This window comes from Marinomonas alcarazii, assembly GCF_003208215.1.
Taxonomy (GTDB): Bacteria; Pseudomonadota; Gammaproteobacteria; order Pseudomonadales; family Marinomonadaceae; genus Marinomonas; species Marinomonas alcarazii.
Genome location: NZ_QKLW01000006.1, coordinates 97,502 through 124,473 on the forward strand (window position 1 = coordinate 97,502; position 26,972 = coordinate 124,473).

Here is a 26,972-nt window from a genome sequence, read left to right on the forward strand (position 1 = left end):
ATTTGTCCATGACATACCGCTTGATTAAGCTAGATAGCTTAATGGCAATGGATTTTACGTACGTTGAAGGTCTCGACTTAGCGCACATTGATGAACGTGAGTTGCAGCCTGCTCTCCCAAAAGGCTGGAGCAACGCCACACTGATCGATAAGGTCCAGTCTGGTGAATACGCTCTGCTGACCGACCGTCCCGCCAAACCGTTACTGATTCAAGAGCGTCAGAAATTTGGTGCTATTGAGTGGCAAATTAACCCAGACACAAAAGACACTCTGCCAGCGGGATTATTAGGCGCGGTAACGCAACGCCTCAGCATGATGGGGCAAGGGTCAGGATCTTCCGAAGCCAATAACCGAGGCAACCTGCACCCTACTATCGAACCTGATTACACTCCAGAGCCCGTCATTCGCGCACGGGATCCTTCACACGAGTCCACCGAGCCTGTTGCCGAATACAATCTGGAAATTGCTTTTTCCAAGAACAAGCCCAAACATCCTGTTGAGCTCAGTATGACGCTCTACGACACTAAGAACAAAATGGCGAAAGGAGATTGGCAAGCCACCCCAACCCAATACGGCACCCGATACGCCATCACCACCACAAATAAAAAGCCTCATCATTTGCAGATCCAAGCGGTTCATCGGGCTATGGGGATCTCACGCAAAAACGTGACCTTAGTGCCCATTGGCTCAGGTAAAATCGGTGACGCCTTTATTCCAGTCATGCCGCAAGTCCAATTTGGTGAGCGTTTGGCCTTTGGCACCGCGGGTTATGTGTACCATTTCAAAGGCACCGAACTGGTTCAAAAATACCAATGGTTGGACGATGGCACTTTAACGCCTTTGCCGGATAACAAGAACACAGACGCCTTTCGTCATGCCAGTCTCTATCTACTCATCCATTGGAAAATCGCGGGTCAGGTCGTGACCGATCAGCACCTGTTGTATCGAAGCGAATCCTTAACGCATGACGAATTGAACACTATTTCCACCGAATGGCTAGACGATCACGCGGTAAAGCTGGACCCCGAGGCCATTTTGGCCGTTTCCGATGCCTCCGAATTACCACGAGACGCTTACCAAAAAGCCGCCCCTAAAAGTAACCTGACTTATCATACCGTGGTAGAAAATCCTGCTACTCAGCAGCGTGAAACTTGGCCTGAAATCGCCAGCCAATACGGTTTGTCCGCCAAAGCACTATTTGAGCAGAACCCCAGTTACGATGCTAACCCCAGCGCGCTCAAAGTGGGAGACGTACTGAGCATTATCCAAAAAGAAGCCGAAGCACCGGTCGAGTTCGAGCGTTTTGAAACGCCGCCCGAAGCTCCTAGCACATACAACAGCGCACAAAACAGTCATTACGTCAGTGACAAAAAACGCTTCACCCTTGCCTATGGTGCGCCGCTTCTGCCCCTAGAGTCCCGTAAAGTCAAAAAAGGCTTGCCCTTGGTCAACGTCAAACCCGAGCGCATTTTGCGCATTGGTGTTTTCTTTGATGGCACAGGGCAAAACAACAAAAATGATGCCTACAAAGAAGACAAGGGCGATAAATCCCGCAGTAACATCGCGCGATTGTTCGAAGCTTACCCACAAGAACTAGGAAAGTCAGCGGCTATTTATGTCTCGGGTGTCGGCTCCGTGGATGGGGCATGGCAAACACCCCAGATGATCGATGAGGGCAAAGACGAAAGCAAACTGTCTGGTGCCACGGGTCTTTATGATGACAATGGTGCCTTTCAGAAATGGCAGACACTATTAAAATCTCTACGCGATATTATTATTGAACAGCTTCAAGAAGGTCTTTATGACGAAGTGACCCATCTTGCTTTTGATGTCTTCGGGTTTAGCCGTGGCGCAGCGTTAGCACGGCACTTCGTCAATGCCTTGAAAATGGGCTTGCCAGACTACACCCAACCCCGTTCAGGTAGAGATACCAGACACCATGCCCCGAATTTATTGGGCACCACGGAAGGCGATCAATACAACCCATTCGAGGGCTACCAAGCGGACAGCCAACGCAGCGCCAGTGTGCGCTTTTTGGGGTTATTTGATACGGTGGGTTCCTTCTATATGCCGGGCAATGACGATAATGGCGTGTTTAACCTGCATGTCAACTCGGCGGATGTGGGTCATGCCTTGCAGATCTGTGCACACCATGAATACCGCACCAACTTCCCGCTTTCCTCCTTAAAAACCCGTGGGCAACTCGCCCCCAACTTTTATGAAGAAGTTTTCCCCGGGGCGCACACGGATGTGGGCGGTGGTTATCCTTTTGTTCAACAATATGACAAAACCAATTTACCTGAGCGTTATGGAATCCCTACGAACAATACCTATAATCGTGAATTGGTTAAAGCCTTATCGTTAGAGTATCGTCGCGAACAATACAACTATCGTGGTGGTATTAGCGACTTTACCGAGATGTTGCATCGTGAACAAGCGAGCCAGCAACTTGAATGGAATGAGGCATGCCAAGCCCAATACGGACAGAAAGGGCTGGTCGCCCTCGAGCATAACACCTTGTATTTTTATCGATTGCAACCCATCGATGCCAGCCTTGCCGGATTGGCTCAAGAGCGGATGAAGCAACAGGCAGAACGATTTGGGGTGGAATGGATAAAATCACGTTATAACACGTCAATAGATTATGAGAATAATCTTGCCCAAAAAGCATTATGGGGTAAATTGGAGGCTCTGCCTTTAGGGAAAATTTCTCCTCAAGATTGGCAGACAGAAGTCCCCAATAACTGCATTCATCGTTCTCATGATAGTGTGATTAACCCCGGTTGCAGTGAACCACTCGATAGTCAAGTAAACGGCATTGCTAACCTAGAGGCCTTTAAACGCTACCAGCCGAATGCCCCATTGAACACACCAACAAGAGAAATCTATGACAATGAATAAGTTATTCACCATCTTAATCACCGTATTCATGCTCACAGGGTGTGAAGAGAAACCTTTTTATGTCGCCAGTATTGGCAATGCAGGCAGTCTGGATGGTCCTTATTATTTAGTTTCTATTTCTGTAAGCGATGTATTAGGCGGCGGCGGCGGCTTTGGTTATGGCGCGGTGAATGGTTATCCGGGGAAAAGTGCCGACATCGGTCGTATGGGTGTGCCAAAGCACATAGAAGGCTTTTGGGTAAAGGGCTGGAACAAAGAAGAAGCCTATTACCGTATTTCCGCCGACATCGACAGTGAATTGGCGGAGAAAAAGATTCGGACATTGAGGAATTATTACCAAGAGTACAAACGTGATATGGGGGTAATGCAAGTTGAGGTTGAAGAAGAACGAATTCGTATTTTTTATACATTAAAGTGCTTCTCCAGAGTTGATAACTGTAGTGTAAAAGAGAATGCTGACCCTAATGGTTGGGTGGTTTATTCACCTAATAATACAACACATGTAGTCGTCCTGTTCGACGGTAAGGGCGAAATGTCCCTAACCCGGTTTCCAGATTCGCCGTATGAAAATTAAGCTGCTCTTAATCTTCGCCATTTTATTTATGCTCACAGGGTGTGAAGAGAAACCTTTTTATGTTGCCAGTATTGGCAATGGCGGTAGTTTAGATGGCCCATATGTTCTAGGACCGATTGGTGTTGCTGATGTATTAGGTGGTGGTGGCGGCTTTGGTTATGGTGCGGTTGATGGTTATCCTGGAAAAAGTGCCGACATTGGCCGTATGGGAGTGCCTAAACATATTGAAGGCTATTGGGCGAAACAAAATCCAAATGCACGTGGCTATGTTGCCTTTTACCGTATTTCCGTCGACATCGACAGCGAATTGGCTGAGAAAAAGATTCGGACTCTTAGGAATTATTACCAAGAGTATAAGCGTGATATGGGCGTTATGCAGGTCGAAGTCGAGAAAGAACGGATTCGTGTTTTTTATACATTGAAATGCTTCTCTAGAGTAAATAACTGTAGTGTAAAAGAAAATGCTGATCCTAATGGTTGGGTTGTTTATTCGCCTAATAAGACGACCCATGTTGTCGTATTGTTCGACGGCAAAGGCGAGATGTCACTGACCCCGTTTCCAGATTCGCCTTATGAAAATTAAGCTGTTTTAATATGTCCTATTTTAATCCGCTGTTAAGTCGGTTGACGATGCGTTCTTGGGCGCGTTTCAAAAAGTCGCTTTGTAGTGGTTTGTCAAAGGAGCGTGCAATGGCGACAGTTCCCACTAACGAGACGACTGTCTCTTCTGCCAGCGCTTCGGCTTCTTGGCTACCACGTTTTTTCAGAATTCCTGCAAGACGGTCAACCAGACTATCAAAACAAGTTTGGTAGGCTTGGCGAACTTTTTCTTCTTTGTGCGCGGCATCGGTGACTAAAAACTCCAATGGCGATGGATGTTCTTTGTCGCTGCGACTCCAGCTTAGATAACGAGTAACCAATGCTTTTAAATGCGTTTCATTGTTTTCGGTTTGCTTGTCATGTCGCGCCCAGAAACCATTAGAGGTAGCGAACTGCATGGCCGCTTCGTACAGACTGCTTTTACCGGAAAAATGCGCATAAAACGCACCGTGCGTCATGTTGGCTTTCTTCATGATTTGAGTAAGCGTGACGCGATCAAAGCCGTTCGAGCAAAATAGTTTTGCCGCGGCTTGTAATATTCGTTGTCTAGTTTGTTCTTTGTGTCTTGGTGTGTAAGACATAGTTAAAACCTCCTAGGTGAGCTCCTGTAGATCCTATTGAGACTCCCAGTATAAATCGGAATCTAAATATTATCTTGATCATATATAGACTCACTCTAGCATGGTGACTTTCTTTCTGCTGAAACTTAAGAGGGTTATCTCATGTCGCTTAAAGAACGTATTGTTATTACAGGTATGGGGCTGGTGTCGCCACTTGGTTTAGGCGTGGCTTCTGTCTGGGATCGCTTGGTTCGCGGTGAATCCGGTATTCGCTTGTTGCCGACAACCTTGTCGGAAGGGCTAAACACTCATATTGCCGGACAAGTGCCAAGTCATACGGAACAGGTGAATGGCTTGAATGAATCGGACTATCTGTCACCTAAAGATCGTAAACGTGTCGATCTGTTTACATTATTTGCTCTGGTTGCGGCCGAAGAAGCATTAACCCAAGCCAATTGGCGACCAACGACGGCTGAAGACCAAGAAGCCACCGCCACCATCATTGCGACGGGGATTGGTGGCTTGCCGACGATCACTCAAGCGCACACAACGTTAATGGAGCAAGGCGCTCGACGTTTGTCGCCTTTTACGGTTCCTGCTTTTCTTGCCAATCTTGCGGCGGGTAATGTTTCGATTAAATATGGTTTCAAAGGACCGATTGGCACGCCAGTGACCGCTTGTGCGGCAGGCGTACAGGCGATTGGCGATGCTATGCGCCTGTTGCGTACTGGTGAAGCCAAAGTGGCTCTGGCGGGCGGTACAGAAGCCTGCATCGATCCCTTGTCTCTTGCTGGCTTTGGTGCCTTGAAGGCGCTTTCTACTCGCAATGATGATCCAGAAAAAGCTTCGCGACCTTTCGATAAAGACCGTGAAGGTTTTGTGATGGGCGAAGGTTCTGGCCTTGTTGTGCTTGAAACCCTTGAACATGCCTTAGCACGAGGCGCGACACCATTGGCAGAGATCGTTGGCTATGGCACCAGTGGCGATGCTTATCACTTAACGTCTGGCCCAGAAGACGGCAACGGTGCAGCCCGTGCGATGCAAACGGCGCTCAAAATGGCTGGTATTTCTGCGGATCAAATTGGCTATGTAAATGCGCATGCTACGTCGACGCCAGTGGGTGACCGTGGAGAGATTAATGCGTTACGTCGCGTGTTTGGCGAAAAAGTGACAGAGGTTGCGATTTCATCGACCAAATCCGCAACGGGTCATTTGCTCGGTGCTGCCGGTGGCGTGGAAACCATTTTCAGTGCTCAGGCATTAATCACTGGCATTTTGCCTCCGACCTTAAACCTTGAAAATCCAGAAGACAGCATGGCGGATTTGGATCTTATCCCATTGGTTTCACGTGAAAAAAATGTCGATTATGTTCTGTGTAACGGCTTTGGTTTTGGCGGTGTCAACGCTGCGATTATTTTGAAGCGCTATTAACTAATCGAGCAAACTTAAACAAAAAAGGCGACTCACAAATAGTTGAGTCGCCTTTTCAATATCGTTGTTCTTCGTGTGTATTATTGGTTTTAGCCATCCATTAGTTGGCTAGGTAACCAAGTCACCAATTCTGGGAACATCATTACGATGATAAGAACCAGAAGTTTCAGTAATACAAATGGCGTAATGGATTTGTAGATATCCAACATGGTGATGCTTGGCGGTGCGATGCCTTTTAGGTAGAACAAGGCAAAACCATAAGGTGGCGTTTGTACAGCAATCTCAATGTTTAGAATCATCAAGATACCGAACCAAATAGGATCGTAACCCAGCGATACAGCAATCGGTGTGAAGATAGGTGCACACATTAGGACGATGATAAATTCATCGATAATGAAGCCTAGCAACAGCATGATCAATTGGAACAACATGATGACGACAATTGGAGGTAAGCCCAAGTCTTGGGTAAAGCCGGCTACCATGTTTTGCACGCCCATCAGTAAGTGGAAGTTACTGAAAACCGACGCGCCAACAATAATCCACATTGCCACACTGACCAGCAACGCCGCTTGCATACCGGCTTTTTGCACCATGCGTGGTTTGAAGCGTTTAAAGAAAATCGCTAATACAATCGCCCCGACAACGCCTATCGCGCCGGACTCGGTCGGTGTCGCGATGCCCATGATGATACTGCCAAGTACCGCAACGATCAGCAGCAGAGATAATATGCCATCGCGAGCGGTGAGGAACTTCTCTTTTGGTGTAGGTTGAACTTCTGGCACCACATCCATAGGCGCGCGTTTAGGGTTCAACTTACAAGAAATCACTACGTAAGTGATTAACAAGACGATGGTGATCAGCGCAGGAATCAAGGCACCAATAAACATGCGCCCTACTGAGTTCTGTGTTGATGAAGCAAACATGATCATCGGGATGCTGGGTGGAATCAAAATACCCAAGCCACCGCCAGCCATAATCACGCCAAGCGCTAGACGTTTGTCGTAGCCACGTTCCAACATAGGACGAAGTGCGATACTGCCAGACGTCATGATACCTGCGCCGATAATACCGACCATGGCACCGATCATAGAACACACGACAATCACACTGATGGCCAATGAACCACGTACTCGACCAATTAACATTTGGCTGGCGTTGAACATGGCATCGCCAATGCCGGAGCGAGTCAGTAATTGCCCCATGTAAATATACAAAGGTATGGCTAGCAGGATGAAACTAAAATGTGTCGATTCAAGCGTAGTGGGAATAACGTTAAAGAGCGCATCGCCCCAAGTCATGTAACCTATGCCCATGGCGATACCACCAAGCGCTAAACCAACAGGCGCACCCAAGGCAAACGACGCTATGATGCAGGCGAATAAAATGCCCGTTAATAATTCAATACTAATCATGGTGCCGTTTCCTCTTGCTCTGTCTGTGCTTTTGGCAATAAGGGTTTGCCAGTAATTGCTTGATGTAAGGAATCAATCCAGTCGCTGGAAAGTTGCAAAATTAGCAGCACGCTAGCGATTGCCATCATTAACCAGTAATGATGCATTTGAGGAGCCCATTCACTTTGGCGTCGGTAGTTAAACTCGAGCGCTTCTTCAAACTTACCTATGCTCATTTTGCAGACGATGATCATGAAGAACATGGCGAGAGCGAATGAAAATAGGTTAAATATGCTTTTGGTTCGAGCAGAGACTTTGTTGTAAAGAATGTCGACATTAATGTGGGCGCGTTGCTGTTGGGCATAAGCACCGCCTAAAGCCGCAATATACCCAAAAATAAATAACGACGTGTCGTAAGCCCAAATGGTTGGACTGTCTAAGATGTAACGAGAGAAAACCTCGAAAGCAACGACAAATGCTAATACTGGCATTAGGTAGGAAACGGAATTCCCAATGAACGCCACCAATGCGTGGACGCCTAGACAATAGCGTCTAATCGCAGTCATTATCATTGTATTGTACCTGTAAGGATGGATCGGAAAACTAAAACGGCCTTCATCAAGAAGGCCGTTTTGGTCAGTGCTAGGTTAATTATTTCTGTTCTTTACGTAGAACGTCAATCAACTCTTTGCTGTATTTGTCTGCTGCTGCGTACTCATCCCAAAGTTTCGCACCTGCTGCTTTCCAAGCTGCTTTGTCTTCTGCACTTGGTTCTGGGCTCCACTGAAGGCCTTTTGCTTCCATATCAGCAACCGCTTGAGATTCCCAAAGTTTAGACTTGGTCATTTGCTCTTGAGCGTGGACAGTCGTCGCCGCTTTAACAATCGCTTTCAAGTCTGCAGGCAGTTTGTTCCAAGCGCTTTGGTTTACGATGATAGGTAACACTTGTGCACCAGCTAGTGGAAGTGGGTACATGTATTTCGCTACTTCAACGTGGTTACCATCGCGGTGGTCGATCATGTTAGAGCCAATAGACCCATCGATTACACCAGTAGATAGCGAGGTGTAAATTTCAGACCAAGCAAGAGAAACCGGAGAAGCACCTAGATTACGTAGGAATTTGCCGTATGCACCTGGCGCACGGATTTTCAAACCTTTGAAGTCTTCAACAGAGTTGATTGGTTCCTTAGTGATAACGTAAACCGCTGGCTGAATGTAAGGGTCAAGCCAAACTAGACCTTGAGCACCGTACGCTTCTTTAAGGATAGGAGCCCAGCCTTTTTCTTGGAACAAAGTCGTTAGCTCACCAACGTCGCTTGTACCGCCAGGTAGACCGATTTCAACCAAGCCTGCTGGAAGCTCGCCCGCGTTCAAAGATTGGAAAGTCGCGCCCATGGTGATTAGGCCCGTTTTTACGGCACCAAAAATGCCAGAAGAACCTACACCTTCACCGTCGTACAAAACTTGTACCTTGATGCGTCCGTCAGACATAGTCTCAATGTTTTTGGCTAAATCTTCATACACTGCACCAAATGCAGAGCCTCGGCTGTATAGGTTGGCGAAGCGCCAGTTATAATCCGCAGCGTTAGCAGAAGAAGCGACAGCGCCTAATCCAAGAGCTACCGCTAGAGAGCTTACAACCAATCGTTTTTTTACTTTTAGTATCGTCTTAATCATTGAGCTACCTCGAGTGCAAAAGTGCATAAAAAAGTCACGTCTTTATTGTTGTGACGCCTTGTATTCGATACTTTCAAAAAGGCTGTCACCATTAAAGCGCGTAAAATCTATCTAAAGTTTTGTAGCTATCAAACAATTAAAAAAGTGAAAAGCCTTTTAAAATCAGTTAACTAAAGGAATTTGATGCACAAAAATCGCGCGTAACGCACCATAATAGAGCAAATATTAGGTGAAAGGTGTGCATCATTATAGTGAATAATATTGATCTATGGTGTTGAAAACGTGCATGTTTTTTGCTTTTTCTAAATATAGATCTGAATATAACGTTCAATAACAAAAACGCCCCAAAGCGGGGCGTGTTATTTTTTCAGATCATTCAAGCAGGCTTTAAAAATCGTTAATTGATGTCAAAACCTTGTATCTGTTGAGCTAATTCGTTTGTTTGATGATGAACATTTTTATTCGCCATTTGGATAGATTGGGTTGCGGCGTGATTGTCTTTTATATCCTGAGCAATGATGTCCATATCTTGCGCCATTTGTGCTGTTGTTAATGCCACCTCTTTAATCGCTTGAGTAATTTCCTGCGTATGGTTCATTGCTTCTAGTGTATTTTGCTCGACTCGATGGATCGTTGTGACAGCGTTTTCACCTTGCTCTTTACTTCGGCTAACTTTCTTAAGGCTCAGCGTCATAGCATCAATGACTGTTTGTGTTTCTTTCTGAATATTTTCGACTTTCTCTGTAATACTTCCCGATGCTTTGACCGTTTGCTCTGAAAGCGTTTTAACTTCGTCGGCTACAACAGCAAAGCCTCGGCCAGCTTCCCCAGCACGAGCAGCCTCAATGGCGGCGTTAAGAGCCAATAGACTTGTTTGCTCTGCGACACCGACGATGAGCTCAATAACCACATCAATCTCTTTAGACAGCGCACCAAGACGATCAACTCGTTCGTTAGTATCTTGAATAGTGTCCGCCACATCGCTAATGCTGGTCATGGCGTCACGCATGGCAGTGACACCGCTGGTTGCGGATTCATAAGCAACATTGGCGACGCTCTGCACATTTTGTGTCATAGACTGCACTGTATCTGCGGTGGCAGATATTTCTTCTGTAGAGGCAGCCAAGGTGTTACTGCGATCTCGTATACGCTCGCTGCCGCTGACGATGGTTTGAATACCGCTGTCCAGCTCATCGGCCGTGAGCACCAGCTTTTCATTGCTATTAATTAAGTGACTGATCAATAAGCGCAGGCTATCGGACATTTGGTTGGAAGCAATAAAAAGCTGTTGGAATTCATCTGGATTGCTGGAATCTTGGTTCTGTTGACGGGAACGAAGCTTGCCTTGCGCCACCTCTTTTAATACGGCTAATACGGCTGTTAGGTTGCGACTCAAAGAGCGAATCACAGTCGACAAGATAAAACCGATAACCAGCGCCAATACAATACAGGCGATCACCAAAGAACTACGGGCTTGTGTCGCTGTTTCTGTTGAACGTATTTGAGCCTTAGCCAGTAAGGTGTTTTGCAGGTAATAGGCGCTTTCATCCATGGCTTGCGTGTATTGATTGCTTAATGTTGTGAGTTCGCGTTGTTGTTCCTTTATGGCAATAGAGAGAGCAATAACCGGTGCTAAGGCATCTTCATAGGTTTGAATCATTGGGCCGAAGACATCGCCAAAGCCGATGTTATTAACATTGTTCTTGAGCGTTTGAATCGCGGTCTGAAGGTCTTCTTGGTGTGTCGCATCGCTGTAAGCCAGAAAGTCTTTTTCTTTCGCCCTCACCTCTTTGAAACTGGCGGCAAAACTTGCTAATGATTTGAGCTGTTCCGCTAACGCTTGTGCAGATTGATTCAAGTGACCCAGTGCGCCAGTGTTGCTACTTAACCCAAGTGTCGTTAAGTTTTGCAGGTTGTTTTCAAGCGCGGATAAATAGTTAGGCTGTAGAGCTTGGCTGTTTGCTAAGAGAGTCTTACCTTGGGTATCGAGTAAATCCGCTCGAATGCTGAACCCGGTAGAAGTGGCATGTTTGATATCCGCTAATGTTGCGCTGATCGCATCAATGTTATCAGGGGAGAGAGTGGTCATTTCGCGTTCAAATTTTAGCAGGGCAATTTCAACGTCTTTGACTTCGCTGGTGAGTCTGCTTAGTTCGGTGGCATCGTCTGAGGCACTGGACATTTGCGATAAGTTATAAATGGAATAAGCTCCAAAGCCTGCGTAACCAATACAGACCAACACCACAATAGCAATTAGCTTCTGACGAACGGATAACGCGATAGACATATAACCTCCTTTAAACCCCTTTCTAAAAAGAAGGGCAAGCAATCAAAACGACAAAAAAGGCCTGTTTATCAAGTAAGACAAACAGGCCAAAATAACGTGCTGGAAGAACGAAATGAAAGGCCTGTATCCAGTTGTTAACTTAAGAGCATTGCCAAATCATTTCAGGGTATAACCATGCGGATACGAATCATCCTGAATGCACAAAACGCCGTCATGAAGGCATTTTGTCTGCGGTAGCCGACATCTCTTACCTTAAAGAAGCAGAAAGGGGGATGAAAGTAGCTTAAATCAATGTAAAGTTAGAGAATCAACGAACTTAAATTGCGACGATTAGGTTAGTACAGGTGGGGAGAGGCAATGAGCGTTAAAAATTATTCACTGGGACAGGTCGGTGATTATGAAATCAAACAGTTAAAAGTCTTTAAAACCGTCGTTGATTGCGGTGGATTTTCGGCTGCAGAAACCTCTCTTAATATTGGTCGATCGACCATTAGCCTGCATATTTCTAATCTAGAAGCCCGTCTGAATCTTGTTTTGTGTAAGCGTGGCCGTGGTGGTTTTTCTCTTACGGAAGAAGGCGTCATCATTTATAAAATGACCGAGAACTTACTCGAATCATTAGACGCGTTTCGAACCACTGTTAATAACTTAAACGCCAGCTTGACGGGAAAGCTTCGCCTCGCGCTTTCTGACAAAGTGAGTTTAGATCCGCGTAGTCACTTCCCTGAATTGATTCAGCGCTTTTCCACTGAAGCGCCAGAAGTATCGATCACTACTAACGTGTCCTCCATGTCGAACATTGAACGCATGATTTTGAATGACGAGGCTGATATCGGCTTTATTCCTTATCATCGTAAACTGGACGGACTAAGTTACGTGCATTTATACAGCGACGATTGTTATCTGTACTGTGGTAAGGATCACCCTTTGGCGCTGATGTCTGCCGAAGAGCAGAACGAACAGGTTAACCAATTTCCAGCGACTCACGCGGGATTAAAGCCGCACGAAGCGATCAGTGAACAAATTTCAGGAATGAACCTCACGGCGATTTCGTATTTTTATGACAGTCGTCTGGCGCTGATCTTATCCGGTCGTTATATCGGCTTTTTGCCAGAACGCTATGCTGCGGCTTATATAGAGTCTGGGAAAATTGTAGCTGTCGCGCCTGAACACCGCTCTTACACCTTAGGTGTTGCGGTGATTTGTAAGAAAACCACTCAGCCTAATAAACCTCGTGAATTATTCCTGAAAGTGTTGCATCAAACCGTTGAAGAACTCATTTCGGCACCGTATTAGAGGTTTTGACACAGCTCGAAATATGCAGCAAACCTCAACCGTATAACTAATTATGCGGTTGAGCAAAAAGGTAGCCATCAAAATCTGGGGCTTCCGTATCTGACAGCTTAAATAAGGTTTGTTTAACGTTCTCTAAATGCTGCCACATGGCTTGTCTTGCTCCCTCTGCATTTCGTTTGCGCAGCTGAACGAGTACCTTTCTATGATCGTCTAACCATTGATCGTGATATGACGTGTCTTGTATGCGAGCGTGGAGTTTTTTCCACATAGGATTGCCATCTTTCATATCCCATAAGCGAGTCGCTGTATCAAGCAAGACGGTATTTTGAGTTGCTTGAGCGATAGAGAGATGAAAGTCTCGATCTGCACTATTGGCTTTTTCAACAATTTCTAATTCTGCACTTTCGATATCTAGAATATCCTGCAGTTTTTGTAGGTCATGTTTAGTGATAACTGGTGCTGCGCAGGCGGCAATTGAGCTTTCAATCTCTTGACGCGCTTGCAATAGCTCAAACGGACCGACATCCGAGACCTGAGCTATGGCCTGTAAAGAAGAGAGACTATTTTTCAAATAACTGCCTGAGCCTTTTCTAACTTCTATCAGCTCTTCAATTTCCAGCATGATGAAGGCTTCTCTTACCAAGGTTCTGCTGACGCCAAATAATTCTGCGTAAACACGTTCCGTTGGTAACTTATCACCAATCTTCATTGTGGATTTTGCAATTTCTTGTTTAATGCTCTCGCCAATTTCTCTGTAGAGTCGTTCTGCCATAGGAGGATTCTTAGTTACTTTCATTATCAATAATCTGGTATGCCATTTTTACGCAAGCTGTACTTAAAGTCGATATTTTAATCAATTCAGTGGCAGGGAATTGTGATTTGGTATACCAATTTTGTCTTTTCTACTTGTTAGGCGTGAATTTTTCAGCTATTTTGTCAAAATAATAGGTATTTGGCATACCAAAAAAAATAATTAGGTATCGTAGTTTATGAAAATTCGATCTGCAAAAGTAATAGTGACCTGTCCAGGTCGCAACCTAGTCACATTAAAGATAGAAACAGACGAAGGTGTTTATGGCATTGGTGACGCGACGCTTAACGGTCGTGAAAAGTCGGTTGTTTCTTATCTTGAAGACCATGTTATCCCTACCCTAATTGGCAAAGACCCACAGCGAATAGAAGACATTTGGCAGTACTTGTATCGTGGTGCTTATTGGCGTCGAGGCCCTGTTGGCATGACGGCGATTGCCGCTGTTGATGTTGCTTTGTGGGATATTAAAGCCAAGCTCGCTGGTATGCCTTTGTATCAATTGTTGGGTGGCAAAAGCCGTGAAAAAGTGATGGTTTATGGTCATGCCACTGGGCTAGATATCGATTCTTGTCTTGAGGAAGTTCGTAAGCACGTTGAACTAGGCTACAAAGCGGTTCGAGTGCAATGTGGCATACCAGGTATACCAACGACCTATGGTGTGTCCAAAGAAGCGGGCAAACCTTATGAGCCTGCAGACTCTGCGCTACCTTCTGAGAATGTATGGTCGACGGAAAAGTACCTTAATCATGTTCCTGAGCTCTTTGCTGCTGTACGCAAAGAGTTCGGTGAAGACTTGCATATACTGCACGATGTTCATCATCGCCTTACTCCTATCCAAGCCGCTCGTTTGGGTAAAGAAGTGGAGAAATTTCACTTATTCTGGCTAGAAGATTGTACGCCTGTTGAAAATCAGTCTTCCTATGAATTGATTCGTAAGCATACGACAACGCCGCTCGCGATTGGTGAGATCTTCAATAGTCTGTCTGATTGCCAAGAGTTGATTCAAAATCAGCTAATCGATTATATCCGCGCCACTATTACCCATGCAGGCGGCATAACCAATGTTCGTCGGATTGCCGATTTCGCGTCAATATTTCATGTTAAAACAGGCTTCCACGGCGCGACGGATCTTTCCCCTATTTGTATGGGGGCTGCGCTTCATTTTGATACTTGGGTGCCGAACTTCGGCATTCAAGAACACATGCCGCATACCAAGGAAACGGATCTTGTTTTCCCTCATGCGTATGAGTTCAAAGATGGCTTCTTTACACCGGGAGATGTACCTGGCCACGGTGTCGACATTGATGAAGAGCTTGCGGCTAAATACCCTTATAAACCAGCCTATCTTCCGGTGAACCGCCTAGAAGATGGCACCTTGTGGAATTGGTAGAAAACTATGAAAGCGTTTCAAGTAGCAAATGTAAATGACTATGCATTGATCGATACCAAACAGCCTGTTGCAGAAGCGGGTGAGGTATTGATTAAAACCGCCTTTGCCGGAATTTGTGGATCTGATCTTCACATTATTCATGGGCAAAATCCATTCGTTCAATTTCCTCGCATAACAGGGCATGAGTTTTCGGGTGTTGTTGCAGCGATTGGCGAAGGCGTTACGCACGTTAAAGTAGGCGATAAAGTCTGCGTCGACCCTGTTATTAGCTGCGGCGAATGTTATGCCTGCCGCGCTGGTCGTTTTAATGTATGCGCAAAATTGCAAGTGTTTGGCGTACACCGTAATGGCGGCTTTGGCGAATACACCAGTGCACCAGCAAGCAACGTATTAGTGCTTCCAGATAATGTCACGCTTGAGCAAGCGGCATTAGTTGAGCCGTATTCTATTGCAACGAATGTCTTATCGCGCATGGAACCGATTGCTGGTGACACCTTGCTGGTGTACGGCGCTGGCGTGATTGGACTGACGATCGTGCAAGTGGCGAAAGCCATGGGCATCGAACGCATCATTGTTACCGATATTGTTGATGAGCGCTTAGAAACAGCCAAAGCGCTTGGTGCAACGGACGTGATCAATAGTCGAGTAAACAAAGTAGAAGACTGTATCCAAGAATGGACTAACGGTGAAGGTGTACCTTTGATTGCCGATGCTGCTTGTATTCCTGCTCTTCTACCTGAAATTTTACGTATCGCCTGCCCTGCTGGACGCATTGGCTTGTTGGGCTTTACCTCTACGCCAAGCGATCTTGCGCAAATTGAAGTGATTAAGAAAGAGCTGACGATAGTTGGCTCTCGCCTTAATAACCGCCGTTTTCCTCAAGTGCTTGAAATGATTTCGTCAGGCCGTTTGGATCCTTTGGCTTTAATCAGCCATCGAATCGCGTTAAACGACATTGGCGATGGTATTCAGTTAATGGAAAACCACCCAGAACTCACTCGTAAAGTGCTTGTTGAGATGAGTAAGTGATTGATAAACCCATAATATAAATCTAACAATAAAAACGGAGTTCCCCATGATTAAACCAATGCTAAAAGCCGCTGTTATTTCTTCTATATTGATGGCGGGTCTATCTCACGCTGCCGATGTTACTTTGAAGTTTGGCTACCCTGCCAATGAAGAAAATATTTGGCATAAAGCCGCGTTGAAATTCAAAGAAGTAGCCGAAACACAATCCAATGGTCGTATCGACGTTAAGCTTTACCCTAATGAGCAATTGGGTAAAGAAATGGAGGTGATCAATAGCATTCAGCTTGGTACAGCGGATATGACCATAACAGGTGAGTCGCTACAAAACTGGGCTCCAAAAGCGGCTTTGATGGCGGTTCCTTATGCGTTCACTAGCTCAGAACAGCTGCAAAAAGCGGTTAATGGTGAAGTGGGTAAAGAAATCACGGATCAAATTACTCAGCGTACCGGGCTACAACCTATTGCTTGGTTTGAGCGTGGTCCACGTCATCTAACATCTAACCGTAAAATTCAATCTCCAAGCGACTTAGATGGTTTGAAGTTGCGCGTACCTAACGTTCCTTTGTTTGTGAAAACGTGGCAAGCATTAGGCGCCAAACCCATTCCTATGGCGTTTAGTGAAGTGTTTACTGCGTTACAGCAGAATACGATTGATGGACAAGAAAACCCACTAAGCTTGATTAACAGCGCGAGCTTCTACGAAGTTCAGAAATATGTGAATTTGACGGGTCACGTTCGTAGCTGGATTTATGTGGTAATTGGTCAAGACAAGCTAAACAGCATGCCTGCAGACTTGCGCGCTATTGTTTTAGAAGCTGGTAAGCAAATGCAAAGTTATGAGCATGGTATGTTTGCCGCAGATGAAGCGAAGTTGCGTTCTACTCTAGAGTCTCGTGGCATGGAGTTTGTGCAACCAGATCTTGAAGCATTTAAAGCTGCGGCTCAAAAAGCAGTACAAGAATCGCTTACACCTGAGCAACTTGCACTTTATAACAAGATCTAGTTTTTTATAAAAAATCTAGATGCGTTTCAAACGCCCGTTTTTGTTGTAGACCAGCAAGAACGGGCCTTTTTTGGAGAAAAGTGCGATGAGTACCTCATCTCAAACCAATAACCCAAAAGGCTATATTGGCAAGTTGGAATACGGCATCCAATTGTTATTGCGCATAGCTGATTGGGTATTTTCTGTATTAGCCGTATCGGCTTTGCTGGCAATTGCAGCCGTTGTTGTTTTGCAAGTTTTCTCTCGCTTCTTGTTGCCCAGTTCTCCTATCTGGACTGAAGAACTCTCTCGCTATTTATTTGTATATCTTATCGTCATGGGCTCAGGGTTGGTGATTCGTCATAATCGCCATGTGCGGCTGGAACTGTTTCAAGGTGCATTAAATAGGTTCTGGAACAAGGTATATCAAATTTTTTGCCACCTTTTGGCGGGTAGCTTTGCCATTTATATTCTGCCGTATGCAATTAAATACGCGCAAGTTGGGCGTTGGCAAACCTCTCCTGCTTTGGAAGTCCCAATGTATTGGGCTTTTTTATCCGTGAGTTTTTTCTTTGCCTTAACGGCGTTTTATAGCTTTATGAGTGTTGTGCTTGTATTGCTCGATCGAGATGATCAAGAGGTAACCTCATAATGGAAATCATTTTATTGTTTGCCGTGTTTTTTCTATTACTACTTGTGGGTGTGCCAATTGTTTTCTGTTTGGGGATTGCCTCACTAACCTATTTAACGATGGCGGGAATCCCTTTAACAATAGTGCCTCAACGTTTATATGCCGGTATGGATTCATTCGTATTGCTCTGTATTCCAGGGTTTATACTGGCTGGTAATTTAATGAACGTGGGTAATATCACCGATTATATTATTCGCTTCAGTAATGCGTTATTAGGTCATATTCGTGGTGGTCTTGGTCTAGCGAATGTTGGTGGCTCAATGATCTTTGGCGGTATTTCCGGTACGGCCGTTGCCGATACGGCAAGTATTGGTGCTGTGATGATTCCTGGTATGGCGAAAAGTGGTTATGACAAACCTTTTGCCGCCGCCGTTACAGCGGCGTCTTCGACGATTGGACCGATTATTCCACCTAGCGTCCCGATGATTATTGTGGGTTCATTAAGCGGTATTTCCGTTGGCAAAATGTTTTTAGCGGGTGTCGTCCCCGGTATCATGCTGGGTTTAGCTATGATGGTGACGGCGTATATTATTGCCGTGAAGCGTCAATACCCTCGTGAAAAGCGCGCAACCTTAAAGGAAATCTTTACGGTAGGTAAAGGGGCTTTCTGGGCACTTTTGATGACCTTTATCATCCTTTACGGGATCATAGGTGGGCTCTTTACGCCAACTGAAGCTTCGATTATGGCTAGCCTTTATGCTTTTGTTGTCGGCATGTTTGTCTACAAAGGCCTGACTTGGAAAAATCTTCCTAAATTATTAGTTGATACTGTTTTAAGTTCTACCAGCTTGCTGTTATTGGTTGGGATGGCGAATTTATTCGGTTGGATTCTAACCAGTGAGCAAATTCCACAAATGCTGGCGAGTGCTATTTTTAGCATCAGCGAGAACCCATTGGTCGTCATCCTAATTATCAACATCGTATTATTGATTGTTGGTGGTTTTATGGAAACCATCGCGGCACTGATTATCCTATTCCCTACGTTATTAAAAGTGGCGGAAGGCATAGGCATGGATCCCATTCACTTTGGTGTGATGGCTGTGCTTAACTTGATTATCGGCTTAACAACGCCGCCTGTTGGGGTGTGTTTGTTTGTGGCCGCAGGTATCAGTGAATTGCCTATGACGGCAATTGTAAAAGCGATTTGGCCTTTCTTGTTATGTAACCTTGTTGTGCTTTTACTGGTTTCTTATGTCCCAGCTATTTCATTATGGCTGCCTTCGCTGTTGGGTTAATTAGGATTATATAAATAATGAAAGTACAAGATATAAAGAGCCAGATCGACGTTAGTAAGCATGATATCGGCATCGTCCACATTGGTTTAGGGGCTTTTCATCGCGCTCATCAAGCCGTCTATGTAGAGCAAACGCTTGCTGTGCATGGCGGTGATTGGATGATTGCCAGTGCCAACATTCGCTCCAATTATAGTCTGGTTGAGCAAATGCATGCGGCGCAGCATTGTTATCATGTGGTGGAATATGCTGATACGAGCCATGCAACTCTAAGAGAAATTAAGGCAATTAAAAACACGTTTTTCTGTGGCTCAGATGAAGGTAGAGAAGCACTGCTTGCGCAAATGAATGCACCTGCGACCAAGATTGTGACGCTAACGATTACAGAAAAAGGCTATTATTTATCGCCTTCTACTGGCGAGTTGTTGCTAGATGCGCCTGAGATTCAACACGACATGGCGTCGCCATCACAACCTAAAACGGCTTTGGGGTTGATCCTAGAATCATTAAAACAACGTCGTGCTAAAGGCCTTGCTGCCTTTACTGTGTTGTCTTGTGACAATATGCCACATAACGGTGCTCGTGCTAAAGGCGCCGTAGTGGCGTTAGCCAAGACGCAGGATGATGAATTCGCCCAATGGATTGAAGGCAACGTTGCATTTCCAAATTCCATGGTAGATCGCATTGTTCCTGCGGTATCAGAGCAAGATCTTGCGATGATAAAAGCAGACACAGGCATCACTGAGCCTACGGTGGTGAAGTGTGAACAATTTAGTCAGTGGGTAATAGAGGATAACTTCCCTGCTGGTCGTCCGCAGTGGGAATCTGCAGGTGTGCAGATGGTGGCTGATGTGTCCAGTTACGAAATGATGAAGTTGCGGATGCTCAACGGTAGCCATTCATTATTAGCTTATTTGGGCTCTATTGCTGGCTTAAAAACGGTCGCTGATGCGATGCAAGACAAGAAAATTCGTGCCTTTCTTGAACATTATATGATGCAAGAAGTCGCGCCGACTTTACCTAGCTTCGATCTAGCGGAATTATCGACGTATTGCCAGCTGCTGTTAGCACGGTTTGAAAACGACAGTTTGCAGCACCAACTCAAGCAAATTGCGATGGACGGCAGCCAAAAACTACCACAACGCTGGTTGAGTGGCTTAACGGAATTGCAGGCAAAAACACTGGCGGCACCAGGGATTGAGCTTGGTATTGCTGGTTGGATGGCCTTTCTTTGTAATGCGGAGCAGAATCAGCAGAGTATTAATGATCCGCTTGAAGGTGTTTTGTTTGAGTTGGTGAAGCGTTATCGAGGTGATTCGGTCAGCTTAGTTGCCTCTCTATTGCAGCGTAACGATATTTTCCCTGCGGCTCTGGCTACAAACGAGGCAGTATTGTCACGTCTTGTGCACTTATTAGATGACCTGTTAGCGGGCGTTAAGGTTCAGAGCTTGATGGAGAAAATATACCAACAAGCTTGATAGGTGAATGGCAAAGCATGATTACTAGGCGCTCTTATTTTAATAAGAGCGCCTTTTTTATCGGTTGAACTTATGCAGTGGCAGGATACAATTTTTAACCAAAAGCTGACATTTCGAAAAGTTTTTCTGAGATGAAGGGTGTATTGTTAATTACATATTGGTAAAAGCAATTTTTACTTTTTTGTTATTTTTAGGACAGACATTTAGGGCAGCGATATGAAAAAAATCATGATACTGACCTCCACTTTGTTAATGGCGTTTACCGCTCATGCTGCTTCTGTGAGTATCGCTTTAGATGCCGCTCCTAATCGAGAAGGTTCTGGCACATATCGATACGTCGACAACTTATTGCTCTCTTTGAATGAAGCGGGTTGGGAGACTGAGTCGTTCCCTCGTAACAGTATAGGAGGGGAAAACGAACGCCTTTCTATGGTGCGTACAGGGACCTTAGACATATCTATGTCCCAATATTCTTCAGCGGCGCAGTTTGTTCCTGAAATGCGGGTCTTGCAGCTTCCTTATATATTCAAAGACACAGATCATCAATATAACTTTTTTGTAAACAGCCATTATCTTGATAGTGTGAATAGACGCTTATCAGGTGAAGGGCTGCGGATATTAGCGGTTGTACCAACGGGTGGCTTTTTAGGCATTTTTAATGATGAGAAAACCATTAGAACGGTCAAAGATATGTCCGGCTTGCGTATGAGGGCGTTAGATGAGAATCAGCTTACTATTTTTCAAAAGATGGGTGCGAATGGCGTATTAATTCCCTTTTCAGAGGTGCCTAATGCGTTGCGTGTCGGCATTGCGGATGGGTATTTAAACGCATCGTCTGTGCCGATTATTTTCAACCATACAGGCCTGTTAAAATATTTTACTGATGCCAAGGTGATTATGTCTGCCCGTTTGGTGTTGGCTTCCCAATATTGGTGGGATAATTTAACCCAAGCCGAAAAAGAACAGTTCACGACCCTGTCGCTTGCCGCACAGAAAGAGGTGTTTGAATGGGTGAAAGTATCAGAAGACAATTATCACAAAGCACTGGTTGATGCTGGTATAACGGTCTATAAACCAACAGAAGAGGAGCTATTAACGTTTAAGGCGTCAGTAGCGACAATGAATCAGCAAGTAAATGGTGTGCCTTTTGAGCGTGTGGTACAGCTGCAGAAGATGATTAGTGACTATAGAACGGAGTGACTGTTATTGGGCACGTTTGATTGGTATAAAAAATGCGGTTCTGATGATTCAGAACCGCATTTTTGTTGTCACGCTAAAACTTAAACAAGTTCTTTAAAGCAGCGTTTGAAGATTTCCATACCTTCATCAATGATGTCCATTTCGATGGTCAAAGCAGGTAGGAAACGAATTACGTTACCGCGAATACCACAAGAAAGTAGAACTAGACCATTTTCTGCCGCTTTTGCAGACAGCTTCTTAGCAAGTTCTGGGTAAGGTTTGTTTACATCGCCGTCGTGTACAAACTCCACCGCGATCATCGCGCCTGCATTACGTACTTCACCAATAATCTGTGGGTACTCAGCTTGCATAGCATTTAGGTGTTTAACGAAGTGAGCACCTACTTTCACTGCGCGGTCACACAGTTGTTCCTCTTCGATCACATCGAATACTGCAAGACCTGCTGCACAACCTACTGGAGAACCACCGTAAGTGCCGCCTAAGCCGCCAGGAATCGGTGCGTCCATAATGTCTGCTTTACCCACCACCGCTGCGATTGGGAAGCCGCCAGCAATGCCTTTTGCCGCTGTCATAAGATCCGCTTCAATGCCTGCTTGTTCGTGGCAGAACATAGTACCAGTACGCGCGAAACCTGCTTGGATCTCATCAAGAATTAATAGAATACCGTGATCGTCACATAGCTTACGAAGTTTCTGTAGGAAGCTTGCAGATGCGATATAGAAACCACCCTCGCCTTGTACTGGCTCGATGATGATTGCAGCCACGCGAGAAGGCTCGATGTCGCAAGTGAAGCGCATTTGAAGGTCAGCAAGTGCTTGCTCTTCAGTAATGCCTAAATAGTCATTTGGGTAAGGGATATGGAAAATATCGCTTGGGAAAGGACCAAAACCAATTTTGTAAGGGTTCACTTTACCCGTTAGACCCATGGTCATGTTGGTACGGCCATGGAAGCCACCGTTGAAGGCAATAATGCCTGGGCGGCCTGTGTAGGCACGAGCGATTTTGACACAGTTTTCTACCGCCTCGGCACCCGTTGTGACGAAGATAGATTTTTTCGGCGTGTTACCTGGTGCCGCTGCGTTTAGCTTCTCTGCCAATGCGACCGCGGATTCGTATGGGCTAACCATCACACAAGTGTGAGTGAAGCGCTCAAGTTGTGCTTGAACCGCAGCTTTTACTTTTGGATGGTTATGACCTGTGTTAACCACTGCGATGCCCGCACCAAAATCGATGTGACGCTTGCCTTCCACGTCCCAGATTTCTGCATTCAGAGCACGGTCAACATACACTGGAGCCATGTTGCCTTGCCCACGAGCAATGGCGCTTTCTTTGCGTTTTTGTAGATCTGCGTTGTTCATATCGTCTTTCACCTTTAGAGCAAGCTCTGTACATGGAGCGGTTTCAATACCGCTCAGTTAATCGGGATAGAGTGATTTGGTAAGAATGCCCTTACGCCAAACCGCCCATGCACAAGTATTTGATTTCAACGTATTCATCGATGCCGTACTGGGAACCTTCACGGCCACTGCCAGACTCTTTAACACCACCGAAAGGCGCGACTTCACTGGAAATAATGCCTTCGTTGATGCCCACCATGCCGTATTCCAATGCTTCAGATACACGCCAGATACGGGCGATATTTTGGGAATAGAAGTAAGATGCCAAACCAAATGGGGTATTGTTTGCCATGGCAACGGCTTCGTCTTCGGTTTTAAATTTGAACAATGGCGCGACTGGACCAAAGATTTCGTTAGAGAAAATGTCCATCTCTTCCGTCACACCGGTCAAAATAGTTGGCTCGAAGAACTGCGTGCCAGCGGTTGTGGCTTTTGCACCACCGATGAGCGCTTTCGCACCTTTTGCCATGGCGTCGCCAACAAGCTGTTCCACTTTACTGATCGCCGCTGGGTTGATCAGTGGACCAATGTTGACGCCTTCGGCAAAGCCATCGCCTGTTTTGAAGGTTGCAACACGCTTGGCGAGTTTCTCTGCAAAAGCATCGTATACACCCTCTTGTACCAAGATGCGGTTTGCGCAAACACAAGTTTGGCCAGCGTTACGGTATTTAGATGCAATGGCGCCTTCGACCGCCGCGTCTAGGTCGGCATCGTCAAATACGATGAACGGTGCGTTGCCGCCCAATTCCATGGACGTACGTTTTACGGTTTGTGCGCACTGAGAAAGCAACAATTTGCCCACTGGCGTTGAGCCTGTGAAAGACAATTTGCGTACCGTTGGATGGCCCGTTAATACGCCACCAATCGCTTTCGCGTCTTTACCGACAACCACGTTCAATACACCAGCTGGAATGCCTGCTTGATGCGCCAATTCTGCTAATGCCAAGGCACACAAAGGGGTTTCGTCAGAGGGTTTGATGACAATCGCACAACCTGCGGCCAATGCAGGGCCTGCTTTACGCGTGATCATGGCAATTGGGAAGTTCCAAGGCGTAATAGCTGCCACCACACCAATTGGCTGTTTAATAGTTAATACGCGCTTGTCTTTGGCAAAAGTAGGAATCACATCACCATTCAGACGACGTGCTTCGTCGGCAAACCAATCAATAAAAGACGCGCCATAAGCCACTTCGCCTTTCGCTTCGGCAAATGGTTTGCCTTGCTCCAAGGTCATCAATGTCGCTAGGTCGTCTTGGTTGTCCAGAATAAGCTGGTTCCAACGGCGCAATAAGGTCGCGCGCTCTTTCGCTGTGCGGTTTTGCCATTCTTTCTGTGCTTTTTCAGCCGCTTCAACAGCTTGTGTTGTATCGTCTGCGCCTAAATCCGCAACATCGATAATGTGTTCACCATTCGCCGGATTAGTAATGGCGAAGGTCTTGCCAGATTTGGCTTCTACCCATTCGCCACCAATGTATGAGTGACTTTTAAGTAAAGAAGGCTGAGATAGTATTGCTGTCATAAAACACTCCAGACTATATTGCGGAGGATGGTGAGTGGACATCACAATGCCGCACTTTTAATGTCTATCGATAGTAGGCAATGGTCAGAGTTTGAAAAATGAGAAGCTATCAATTCAATGTTTGATGCCCTTCAAACATTAGAGGCTAGGTAATAGAGAGTTCATCACGCAAGGGGAAATAAAGCTTTGTAGGGCGATAAAAAATAACCAACTGGAAAGAGCAGATGAGTCTTTACCTGACTTGAGCTTAGGTTTGGCTTATACCTACCTCGATGCGACTTATGAAGAAGGCGATGATAAAGGCAATACTCTGGTTGATGCGTCTAAACATCAGATCTCTTGGGATGCGAGTTACAACCTAGCTGGTTACCAATCAACGATCTCGGGTTACTACTACAGCGACGCTTTCTCGGATTCGGCTAATACCAAAGAGGAAAACGCGAGCGGCTCGTTAGGGAAAATACCTTCTTATACGGTGTGGAATCTTAATGTTAGTAAAGATCTTTATGAACAAGGTAACACTAAGTTGAGTATTGATGTGGCGGTAAATAACCTCTTTGACAAGGAATACTACTTCCGCGGTGTTGATACCAGCCCTGTGGGTCGTTATCCAGCCTTGGGTCGTACCTACAGCGTGACAGGTAATCTTACGTTCTAACGGTTTTGACTGCTTAAAACGATAAAATTAATGCACTAAAAAAAGCGCCGCTAATCTCACGTTAGCGGCGCTTTTGCGTATAATAGGCCAATATTCGACACTTTTGATTCTGAAGTTTCAGCTCGCGAAGGAGTAGTAGATTGGCGCAAAAAAGAGCGGTTGTTCGTCAGAGCTTACCCGATGTGATTACCGAAGACTTACGTCAGCGTATTTTGTCTGGCGACCTTGCTGAAGGCGAGTTGATTCGTCAGGAATTATTAGCAGAAGAATACGATGTGTCTCGAATGCCTATTCGTGAAGCCTTGAAGCGTCTTGATGCCGAAGGTTTAGTGGTGTTCCAGAATAATCGCGGCGCGACGGTGACTCAGCATTCACTGGAAGAAATCGCCGAAATTTTTGATGTTCGTATTTTACTGGAAGTCGATTTGTTTCAGCGTGCGATCCCAAATATAACTGCGCAGCAGGTGGCTGAGTGCGAAGTGTTATTAGACGCGATGGATGCTTCCTATCAAGCCGGTAACGTCGCCGAATGGGGGCCGCTTAATGGACAGTATCACGCGAAATTGTATGAAGCAGCTGGCCGTCATTTAACAGAAGCGCTATTAGTAAGAGTGACTTTGCAGGCTAACCGCTATGTCAGCATGCATATCGATAAGCAAAATAAGCGTGAAAGCGCCAGCCATGATCACCATGAATTACTGGAACTGGCGCGCCAAGGTGATGTGCTTGGGGCGACAGAGCAACTTCGCCGTCATCTGGTAAACACTAAAAACCAAGTAATAGAATTTGTTAAACACACTAGGGCCCAGTAAACGCACTGTGCCCTATTCTTATTATCCTTTCTTTAGCTTTAATAAATCCTCGTAAAGCGCGCGTGGAATTTCTAATTCATTACGTTCAAGATTAAACACTTGAGCCGCTTGGCGTCGTTGTGATGGCAAGCGCGCGCCTTGCTCGATGACATCGGCAAACAGACGTTCTGCGCGGTCGTTGTTCTCGGCGACACGACCACCGCTGAGCATATTAGGATCGAACGCCAGAATGATTTCACCATGATATGGCGCTTCTGGCTTGCCGCCAGCTGCAGCCATACTTTCTTTGCTGGTCAGGTCGTCTATCAATGGCCCTGCCATTAATTCAATCATCAAGGATAAAGCCGAGCCTTTGTGTCCTCCAAACGTCAGCATTGCGCCATTCATGGCGGCTTTGGCATCCGTCGTCGGATTGCCTTCACTGTCAATTGCGACCCCTTCTGGTAGTGGGTTGCCTGCGCGTCGGTACAGCTCAATTTCACCGCGAGCGAATTGGCTGGTGGCAAAATCAAAAGTAAATGGCGCTTTGCCATGACGTGGCCAACTGAAAGCAAAAGGATTGGTTCCTAGTAAGCCGCGTTTACCGCCAGCTGGTGCTACCCATGCATGACTTGGTAGCATGGCCATACCTGCAAGACCTGCCGCTGACAACATTTCCACTTCTGGCCACAGTGCTGAAAAATGAAAACAGCGATTTATTGCTAATGCTGCAACACCGTTCTGCTTCGCCTTTTCGATTAATAGCGGCATCGCTGCCTTCATTGCCAAGAGTGAAATGCCATCGTTTGCATCGGCGCGAACAACCGCTGGGCCCGCATCGCTAATGGTTGGTGTTGCCGTGCCGCTGGCGCGACCAGAGCGAATGCTTTCAACGCACATAAACAAGCGATACAAACCATGGGAGTGGCAATCTCCTAGCTGGTTCGTGTAAATAATGTCGCTAATAGCGCTGGCGTGCTCAGCATTAAAGCCATTGCTGAAGAGAACAGATTCACTGAGTTCACGTACTTGGCTTAAGCTAAGAGTAATATTGTCGCTCATGGTGTGGCGTCTCCAA

Annotated in this window: 23 protein-coding genes; 14 read left to right on the top strand and 9 right to left on the bottom strand. The window is 45.8% G+C overall.

What is annotated here, in order from left to right:
- The first annotated feature begins 8 nt into the window (after positions 1-8).
- From DFP75_RS12900 to DFP75_RS12910, 3 genes are read left to right on the top strand one after another with little or no spacing between them, the layout of a single operon-like run.
- Positions 9-2,900, top strand: coding sequence for a phospholipase effector Tle1 domain-containing protein (locus DFP75_RS12900; RefSeq protein WP_110576314.1), 2,892 nt, complete (start codon positions 9-11; stop codon positions 2,898-2,900).
- Complete coding sequence (locus DFP75_RS12905) at positions 2,887-3,474, top strand: hypothetical protein (RefSeq protein WP_110576316.1); 588 nt, start codon at positions 2,887-2,889, stop codon at positions 3,472-3,474. The genes DFP75_RS12900 and DFP75_RS12905 overlap by 14 nt, the downstream gene beginning before the upstream one ends.
- A complete protein-coding gene (locus tag DFP75_RS12910) occupies positions 3,464-4,057 on the top strand; it encodes a hypothetical protein (protein WP_110576318.1) in 594 nt (197 codons plus the stop codon). The genes DFP75_RS12905 and DFP75_RS12910 overlap by 11 nt, the downstream gene beginning before the upstream one ends.
- 16 nt (positions 4,058-4,073) lie before the next feature.
- On the opposite strand, the gene DFP75_RS12915 is transcribed toward DFP75_RS12910, so the two are convergent.
- Positions 4,074-4,655, bottom strand: coding sequence for a TetR/AcrR family transcriptional regulator (locus DFP75_RS12915; protein ID WP_110576320.1), 582 nt, complete (start codon positions 4,653-4,655; stop codon positions 4,074-4,076).
- A gap of 141 nt (positions 4,656-4,796) precedes the next feature.
- Between DFP75_RS12915 and fabF the strand changes: the two genes are divergently transcribed.
- Entirely contained in the window at positions 4,797-6,065 is a 1,269-nt protein-coding gene (gene fabF, locus DFP75_RS12920; RefSeq protein ID WP_110576322.1) for a beta-ketoacyl-ACP synthase II, read from the top strand.
- A gap of 89 nt (positions 6,066-6,154) precedes the next feature.
- On the opposite strand, the gene DFP75_RS12925 is transcribed toward fabF, so the two are convergent.
- From DFP75_RS12925 to DFP75_RS12940, 4 genes are all read right to left on the bottom strand, one after another.
- Entirely contained in the window at positions 6,155-7,477 is a 1,323-nt protein-coding gene (locus DFP75_RS12925; protein WP_220032642.1) for a TRAP transporter large permease, read from the bottom strand.
- Positions 7,474-8,028: a TRAP transporter small permease subunit gene (locus tag DFP75_RS12930; protein WP_110576324.1), complete on the bottom strand. Its 555-nt coding sequence runs from the start codon at positions 8,026-8,028 to the stop codon at positions 7,474-7,476. The genes DFP75_RS12925 and DFP75_RS12930 overlap by 4 nt, the downstream gene beginning before the upstream one ends.
- Before the next feature lie 79 nt (positions 8,029-8,107).
- Positions 8,108-9,133, bottom strand: coding sequence for a TRAP transporter substrate-binding protein (locus tag DFP75_RS12935; RefSeq protein ID WP_181417029.1), 1,026 nt, complete (start codon positions 9,131-9,133; stop codon positions 8,108-8,110).
- Positions 9,134-9,530: 397 nt separating this feature from the next.
- Positions 9,531-11,420 (bottom strand): HAMP domain-containing methyl-accepting chemotaxis protein, encoded by a 1,890-nt coding sequence (locus tag DFP75_RS12940; protein ID WP_110576326.1) that lies wholly within the window; start codon positions 11,418-11,420, stop codon positions 9,531-9,533.
- Positions 11,421-11,777: 357 nt separating this feature from the next.
- Here DFP75_RS12940 and DFP75_RS12945 point away from each other — a divergent pair, with 357 nt between their 5' ends.
- Positions 11,778-12,716: a LysR family transcriptional regulator gene (locus DFP75_RS12945; protein ID WP_110576328.1), complete on the top strand. Its 939-nt coding sequence runs from the start codon at positions 11,778-11,780 to the stop codon at positions 12,714-12,716.
- A 46-nt stretch (positions 12,717-12,762) separates the two neighbouring features.
- On the opposite strand, the gene DFP75_RS12950 is transcribed toward DFP75_RS12945, so the two are convergent.
- Positions 12,763-13,488, bottom strand: coding sequence for an FCD domain-containing protein (locus DFP75_RS12950; RefSeq protein ID WP_110576330.1), 726 nt, complete (start codon positions 13,486-13,488; stop codon positions 12,763-12,765).
- A 217-nt stretch (positions 13,489-13,705) separates the two neighbouring features.
- Between DFP75_RS12950 and manD the strand changes: the two genes are divergently transcribed.
- The 7 genes from manD (at position 13,706) to DFP75_RS12985 (ending at position 21,529) form a co-directional block, all read left to right on the top strand.
- The gene (manD, locus tag DFP75_RS12955) at positions 13,706-14,917 is read left to right on the top strand and encodes a D-mannonate dehydratase ManD (RefSeq protein ID WP_110576332.1); all 1,212 of its coding nucleotides are present in this window, start codon (positions 13,706-13,708) and stop codon (positions 14,915-14,917) included.
- A 6-nt stretch (positions 14,918-14,923) separates the two neighbouring features.
- Positions 14,924-15,946 carry a Zn-dependent oxidoreductase gene (locus tag DFP75_RS12960; RefSeq protein ID WP_110576334.1) on the top strand — a complete coding sequence of 341 codons (1,023 nt, stop codon included), beginning with the start codon at positions 14,924-14,926 and terminating at the stop codon, positions 15,944-15,946.
- 46 nt (positions 15,947-15,992) lie between these two features.
- Entirely contained in the window at positions 15,993-16,949 is a 957-nt protein-coding gene (locus DFP75_RS12965) for a TRAP transporter substrate-binding protein (RefSeq protein ID WP_110576336.1), read from the top strand.
- An 85-nt stretch (positions 16,950-17,034) separates the two neighbouring features.
- Complete coding sequence (locus DFP75_RS12970) at positions 17,035-17,580, top strand: TRAP transporter small permease (protein WP_110576338.1); 546 nt, start codon at positions 17,035-17,037, stop codon at positions 17,578-17,580.
- The gene (locus tag DFP75_RS12975; RefSeq protein ID WP_110576340.1) at positions 17,580-18,854 is read left to right on the top strand and encodes a TRAP transporter large permease; all 1,275 of its coding nucleotides are present in this window, start codon (positions 17,580-17,582) and stop codon (positions 18,852-18,854) included. Before DFP75_RS12970 ends, DFP75_RS12975 begins: the two co-directional genes overlap by 1 nt.
- Positions 18,855-18,871: 17 nt before the next feature.
- Complete coding sequence (locus DFP75_RS12980; RefSeq protein WP_245927056.1) at positions 18,872-20,329, top strand: mannitol dehydrogenase family protein; 1,458 nt, start codon at positions 18,872-18,874, stop codon at positions 20,327-20,329.
- Between the two features lie 216 nt (positions 20,330-20,545).
- Positions 20,546-21,529 carry a TRAP transporter substrate-binding protein gene (locus DFP75_RS12985; RefSeq protein WP_110576344.1) on the top strand — a complete coding sequence of 328 codons (984 nt, stop codon included), beginning with the start codon at positions 20,546-20,548 and terminating at the stop codon, positions 21,527-21,529.
- An 80-nt stretch (positions 21,530-21,609) separates the two neighbouring features.
- Here the strand turns inward: DFP75_RS12985 and gabT are convergent, their stop codons facing one another.
- Both gabT and DFP75_RS12995 read right to left on the bottom strand, forming a co-directional pair.
- Positions 21,610-22,887, bottom strand: a complete 1,278-nt coding sequence (gabT, locus tag DFP75_RS12990; RefSeq protein ID WP_110576346.1) for a 4-aminobutyrate--2-oxoglutarate transaminase — start codon at positions 22,885-22,887, stop codon at positions 21,610-21,612.
- Positions 22,888-22,978: 91 nt separating this feature from the next.
- Positions 22,979-24,445, bottom strand: a complete 1,467-nt coding sequence (locus DFP75_RS12995; protein WP_110576348.1) for an NAD-dependent succinate-semialdehyde dehydrogenase — start codon at positions 24,443-24,445, stop codon at positions 22,979-22,981.
- Between the two features lie 241 nt (positions 24,446-24,686).
- Here DFP75_RS12995 and DFP75_RS13000 point away from each other — a divergent pair, with 241 nt between their 5' ends.
- Together DFP75_RS13000 and DFP75_RS13005 are read left to right on the top strand one after the other, a co-directional pair.
- Positions 24,687-25,103, top strand: a complete 417-nt coding sequence (locus tag DFP75_RS13000) for a TonB-dependent receptor (RefSeq protein WP_281270075.1) — start codon at positions 24,687-24,689, stop codon at positions 25,101-25,103.
- A gap of 140 nt (positions 25,104-25,243) precedes the next feature.
- On the top strand, positions 25,244-25,915 hold the full coding sequence (locus DFP75_RS13005; protein ID WP_110576350.1) for a GntR family transcriptional regulator: 672 nt from the start codon (positions 25,244-25,246) through the stop codon (positions 25,913-25,915).
- 21 nt (positions 25,916-25,936) lie between these two features.
- Here the strand turns inward: DFP75_RS13005 and DFP75_RS13010 are convergent, their stop codons facing one another.
- Positions 25,937-26,956, bottom strand: coding sequence for an Ldh family oxidoreductase (locus DFP75_RS13010; RefSeq protein WP_110576353.1), 1,020 nt, complete (start codon positions 26,954-26,956; stop codon positions 25,937-25,939).
- Positions 26,957-26,972 lie beyond the last annotated feature (16 nt).

Coding starts and splice junctions, on each gene's coding strand:
- DFP75_RS12905 (WP_110576316.1), top strand. CDS start 2,887: ATGACAATGAATAAGTTATTCACCATCTTAATCACCGTATTCATGCTC.
- manD (WP_110576332.1), top strand. CDS start 13,706: ATGAAAATTCGATCTGCAAAAGTAATAGTGACCTGTCCAGGTCGCAAC.
- DFP75_RS12910 (WP_110576318.1), top strand. CDS start 3,464: ATGAAAATTAAGCTGCTCTTAATCTTCGCCATTTTATTTATGCTCACA.
- DFP75_RS12980 (WP_245927056.1), top strand. CDS start 18,872: ATGAAAGTACAAGATATAAAGAGCCAGATCGACGTTAGTAAGCATGAT.
- DFP75_RS12960 (WP_110576334.1), top strand. CDS start 14,924: ATGAAAGCGTTTCAAGTAGCAAATGTAAATGACTATGCATTGATCGAT.
- DFP75_RS12940 (WP_110576326.1), bottom strand. CDS start 11,420: ATGTCTATCGCGTTATCCGTTCGTCAGAAGCTAATTGCTATTGTGGTG.
- DFP75_RS12900 (WP_110576314.1), top strand. CDS start 9: ATGACATACCGCTTGATTAAGCTAGATAGCTTAATGGCAATGGATTTT.
- DFP75_RS13010 (WP_110576353.1), bottom strand. CDS start 26,956: ATGAGCGACAATATTACTCTTAGCTTAAGCCAAGTACGTGAACTCAGT.
- DFP75_RS12995 (WP_110576348.1), bottom strand. CDS start 24,445: ATGACAGCAATACTATCTCAGCCTTCTTTACTTAAAAGTCACTCATAC.
- DFP75_RS12915 (WP_110576320.1), bottom strand. CDS start 4,655: ATGTCTTACACACCAAGACACAAAGAACAAACTAGACAACGAATATTA.
- DFP75_RS12975 (WP_110576340.1), top strand. CDS start 17,580: ATGGAAATCATTTTATTGTTTGCCGTGTTTTTTCTATTACTACTTGTG.
- DFP75_RS12925 (WP_220032642.1), bottom strand. CDS start 7,477: ATGATTAGTATTGAATTATTAACGGGCATTTTATTCGCCTGCATCATA.
- DFP75_RS12935 (WP_181417029.1), bottom strand. CDS start 9,133: ATGATTAAGACGATACTAAAAGTAAAAAAACGATTGGTTGTAAGCTCT.
- DFP75_RS12930 (WP_110576324.1), bottom strand. CDS start 8,028: ATGATAATGACTGCGATTAGACGCTATTGTCTAGGCGTCCACGCATTG.
- DFP75_RS12970 (WP_110576338.1), top strand. CDS start 17,035: ATGAGTACCTCATCTCAAACCAATAACCCAAAAGGCTATATTGGCAAG.
- fabF (WP_110576322.1), top strand. CDS start 4,797: ATGTCGCTTAAAGAACGTATTGTTATTACAGGTATGGGGCTGGTGTCG.
- DFP75_RS12945 (WP_110576328.1), top strand. CDS start 11,778: ATGAGCGTTAAAAATTATTCACTGGGACAGGTCGGTGATTATGAAATC.
- DFP75_RS12985 (WP_110576344.1), top strand. CDS start 20,546: ATGAAAAAAATCATGATACTGACCTCCACTTTGTTAATGGCGTTTACC.
- gabT (WP_110576346.1), bottom strand. CDS start 22,887: ATGAACAACGCAGATCTACAAAAACGCAAAGAAAGCGCCATTGCTCGT.
- DFP75_RS12965 (WP_110576336.1), top strand. CDS start 15,993: ATGATTAAACCAATGCTAAAAGCCGCTGTTATTTCTTCTATATTGATG.
- DFP75_RS12950 (WP_110576330.1), bottom strand. CDS start 13,488: ATGGCAGAACGACTCTACAGAGAAATTGGCGAGAGCATTAAACAAGAA.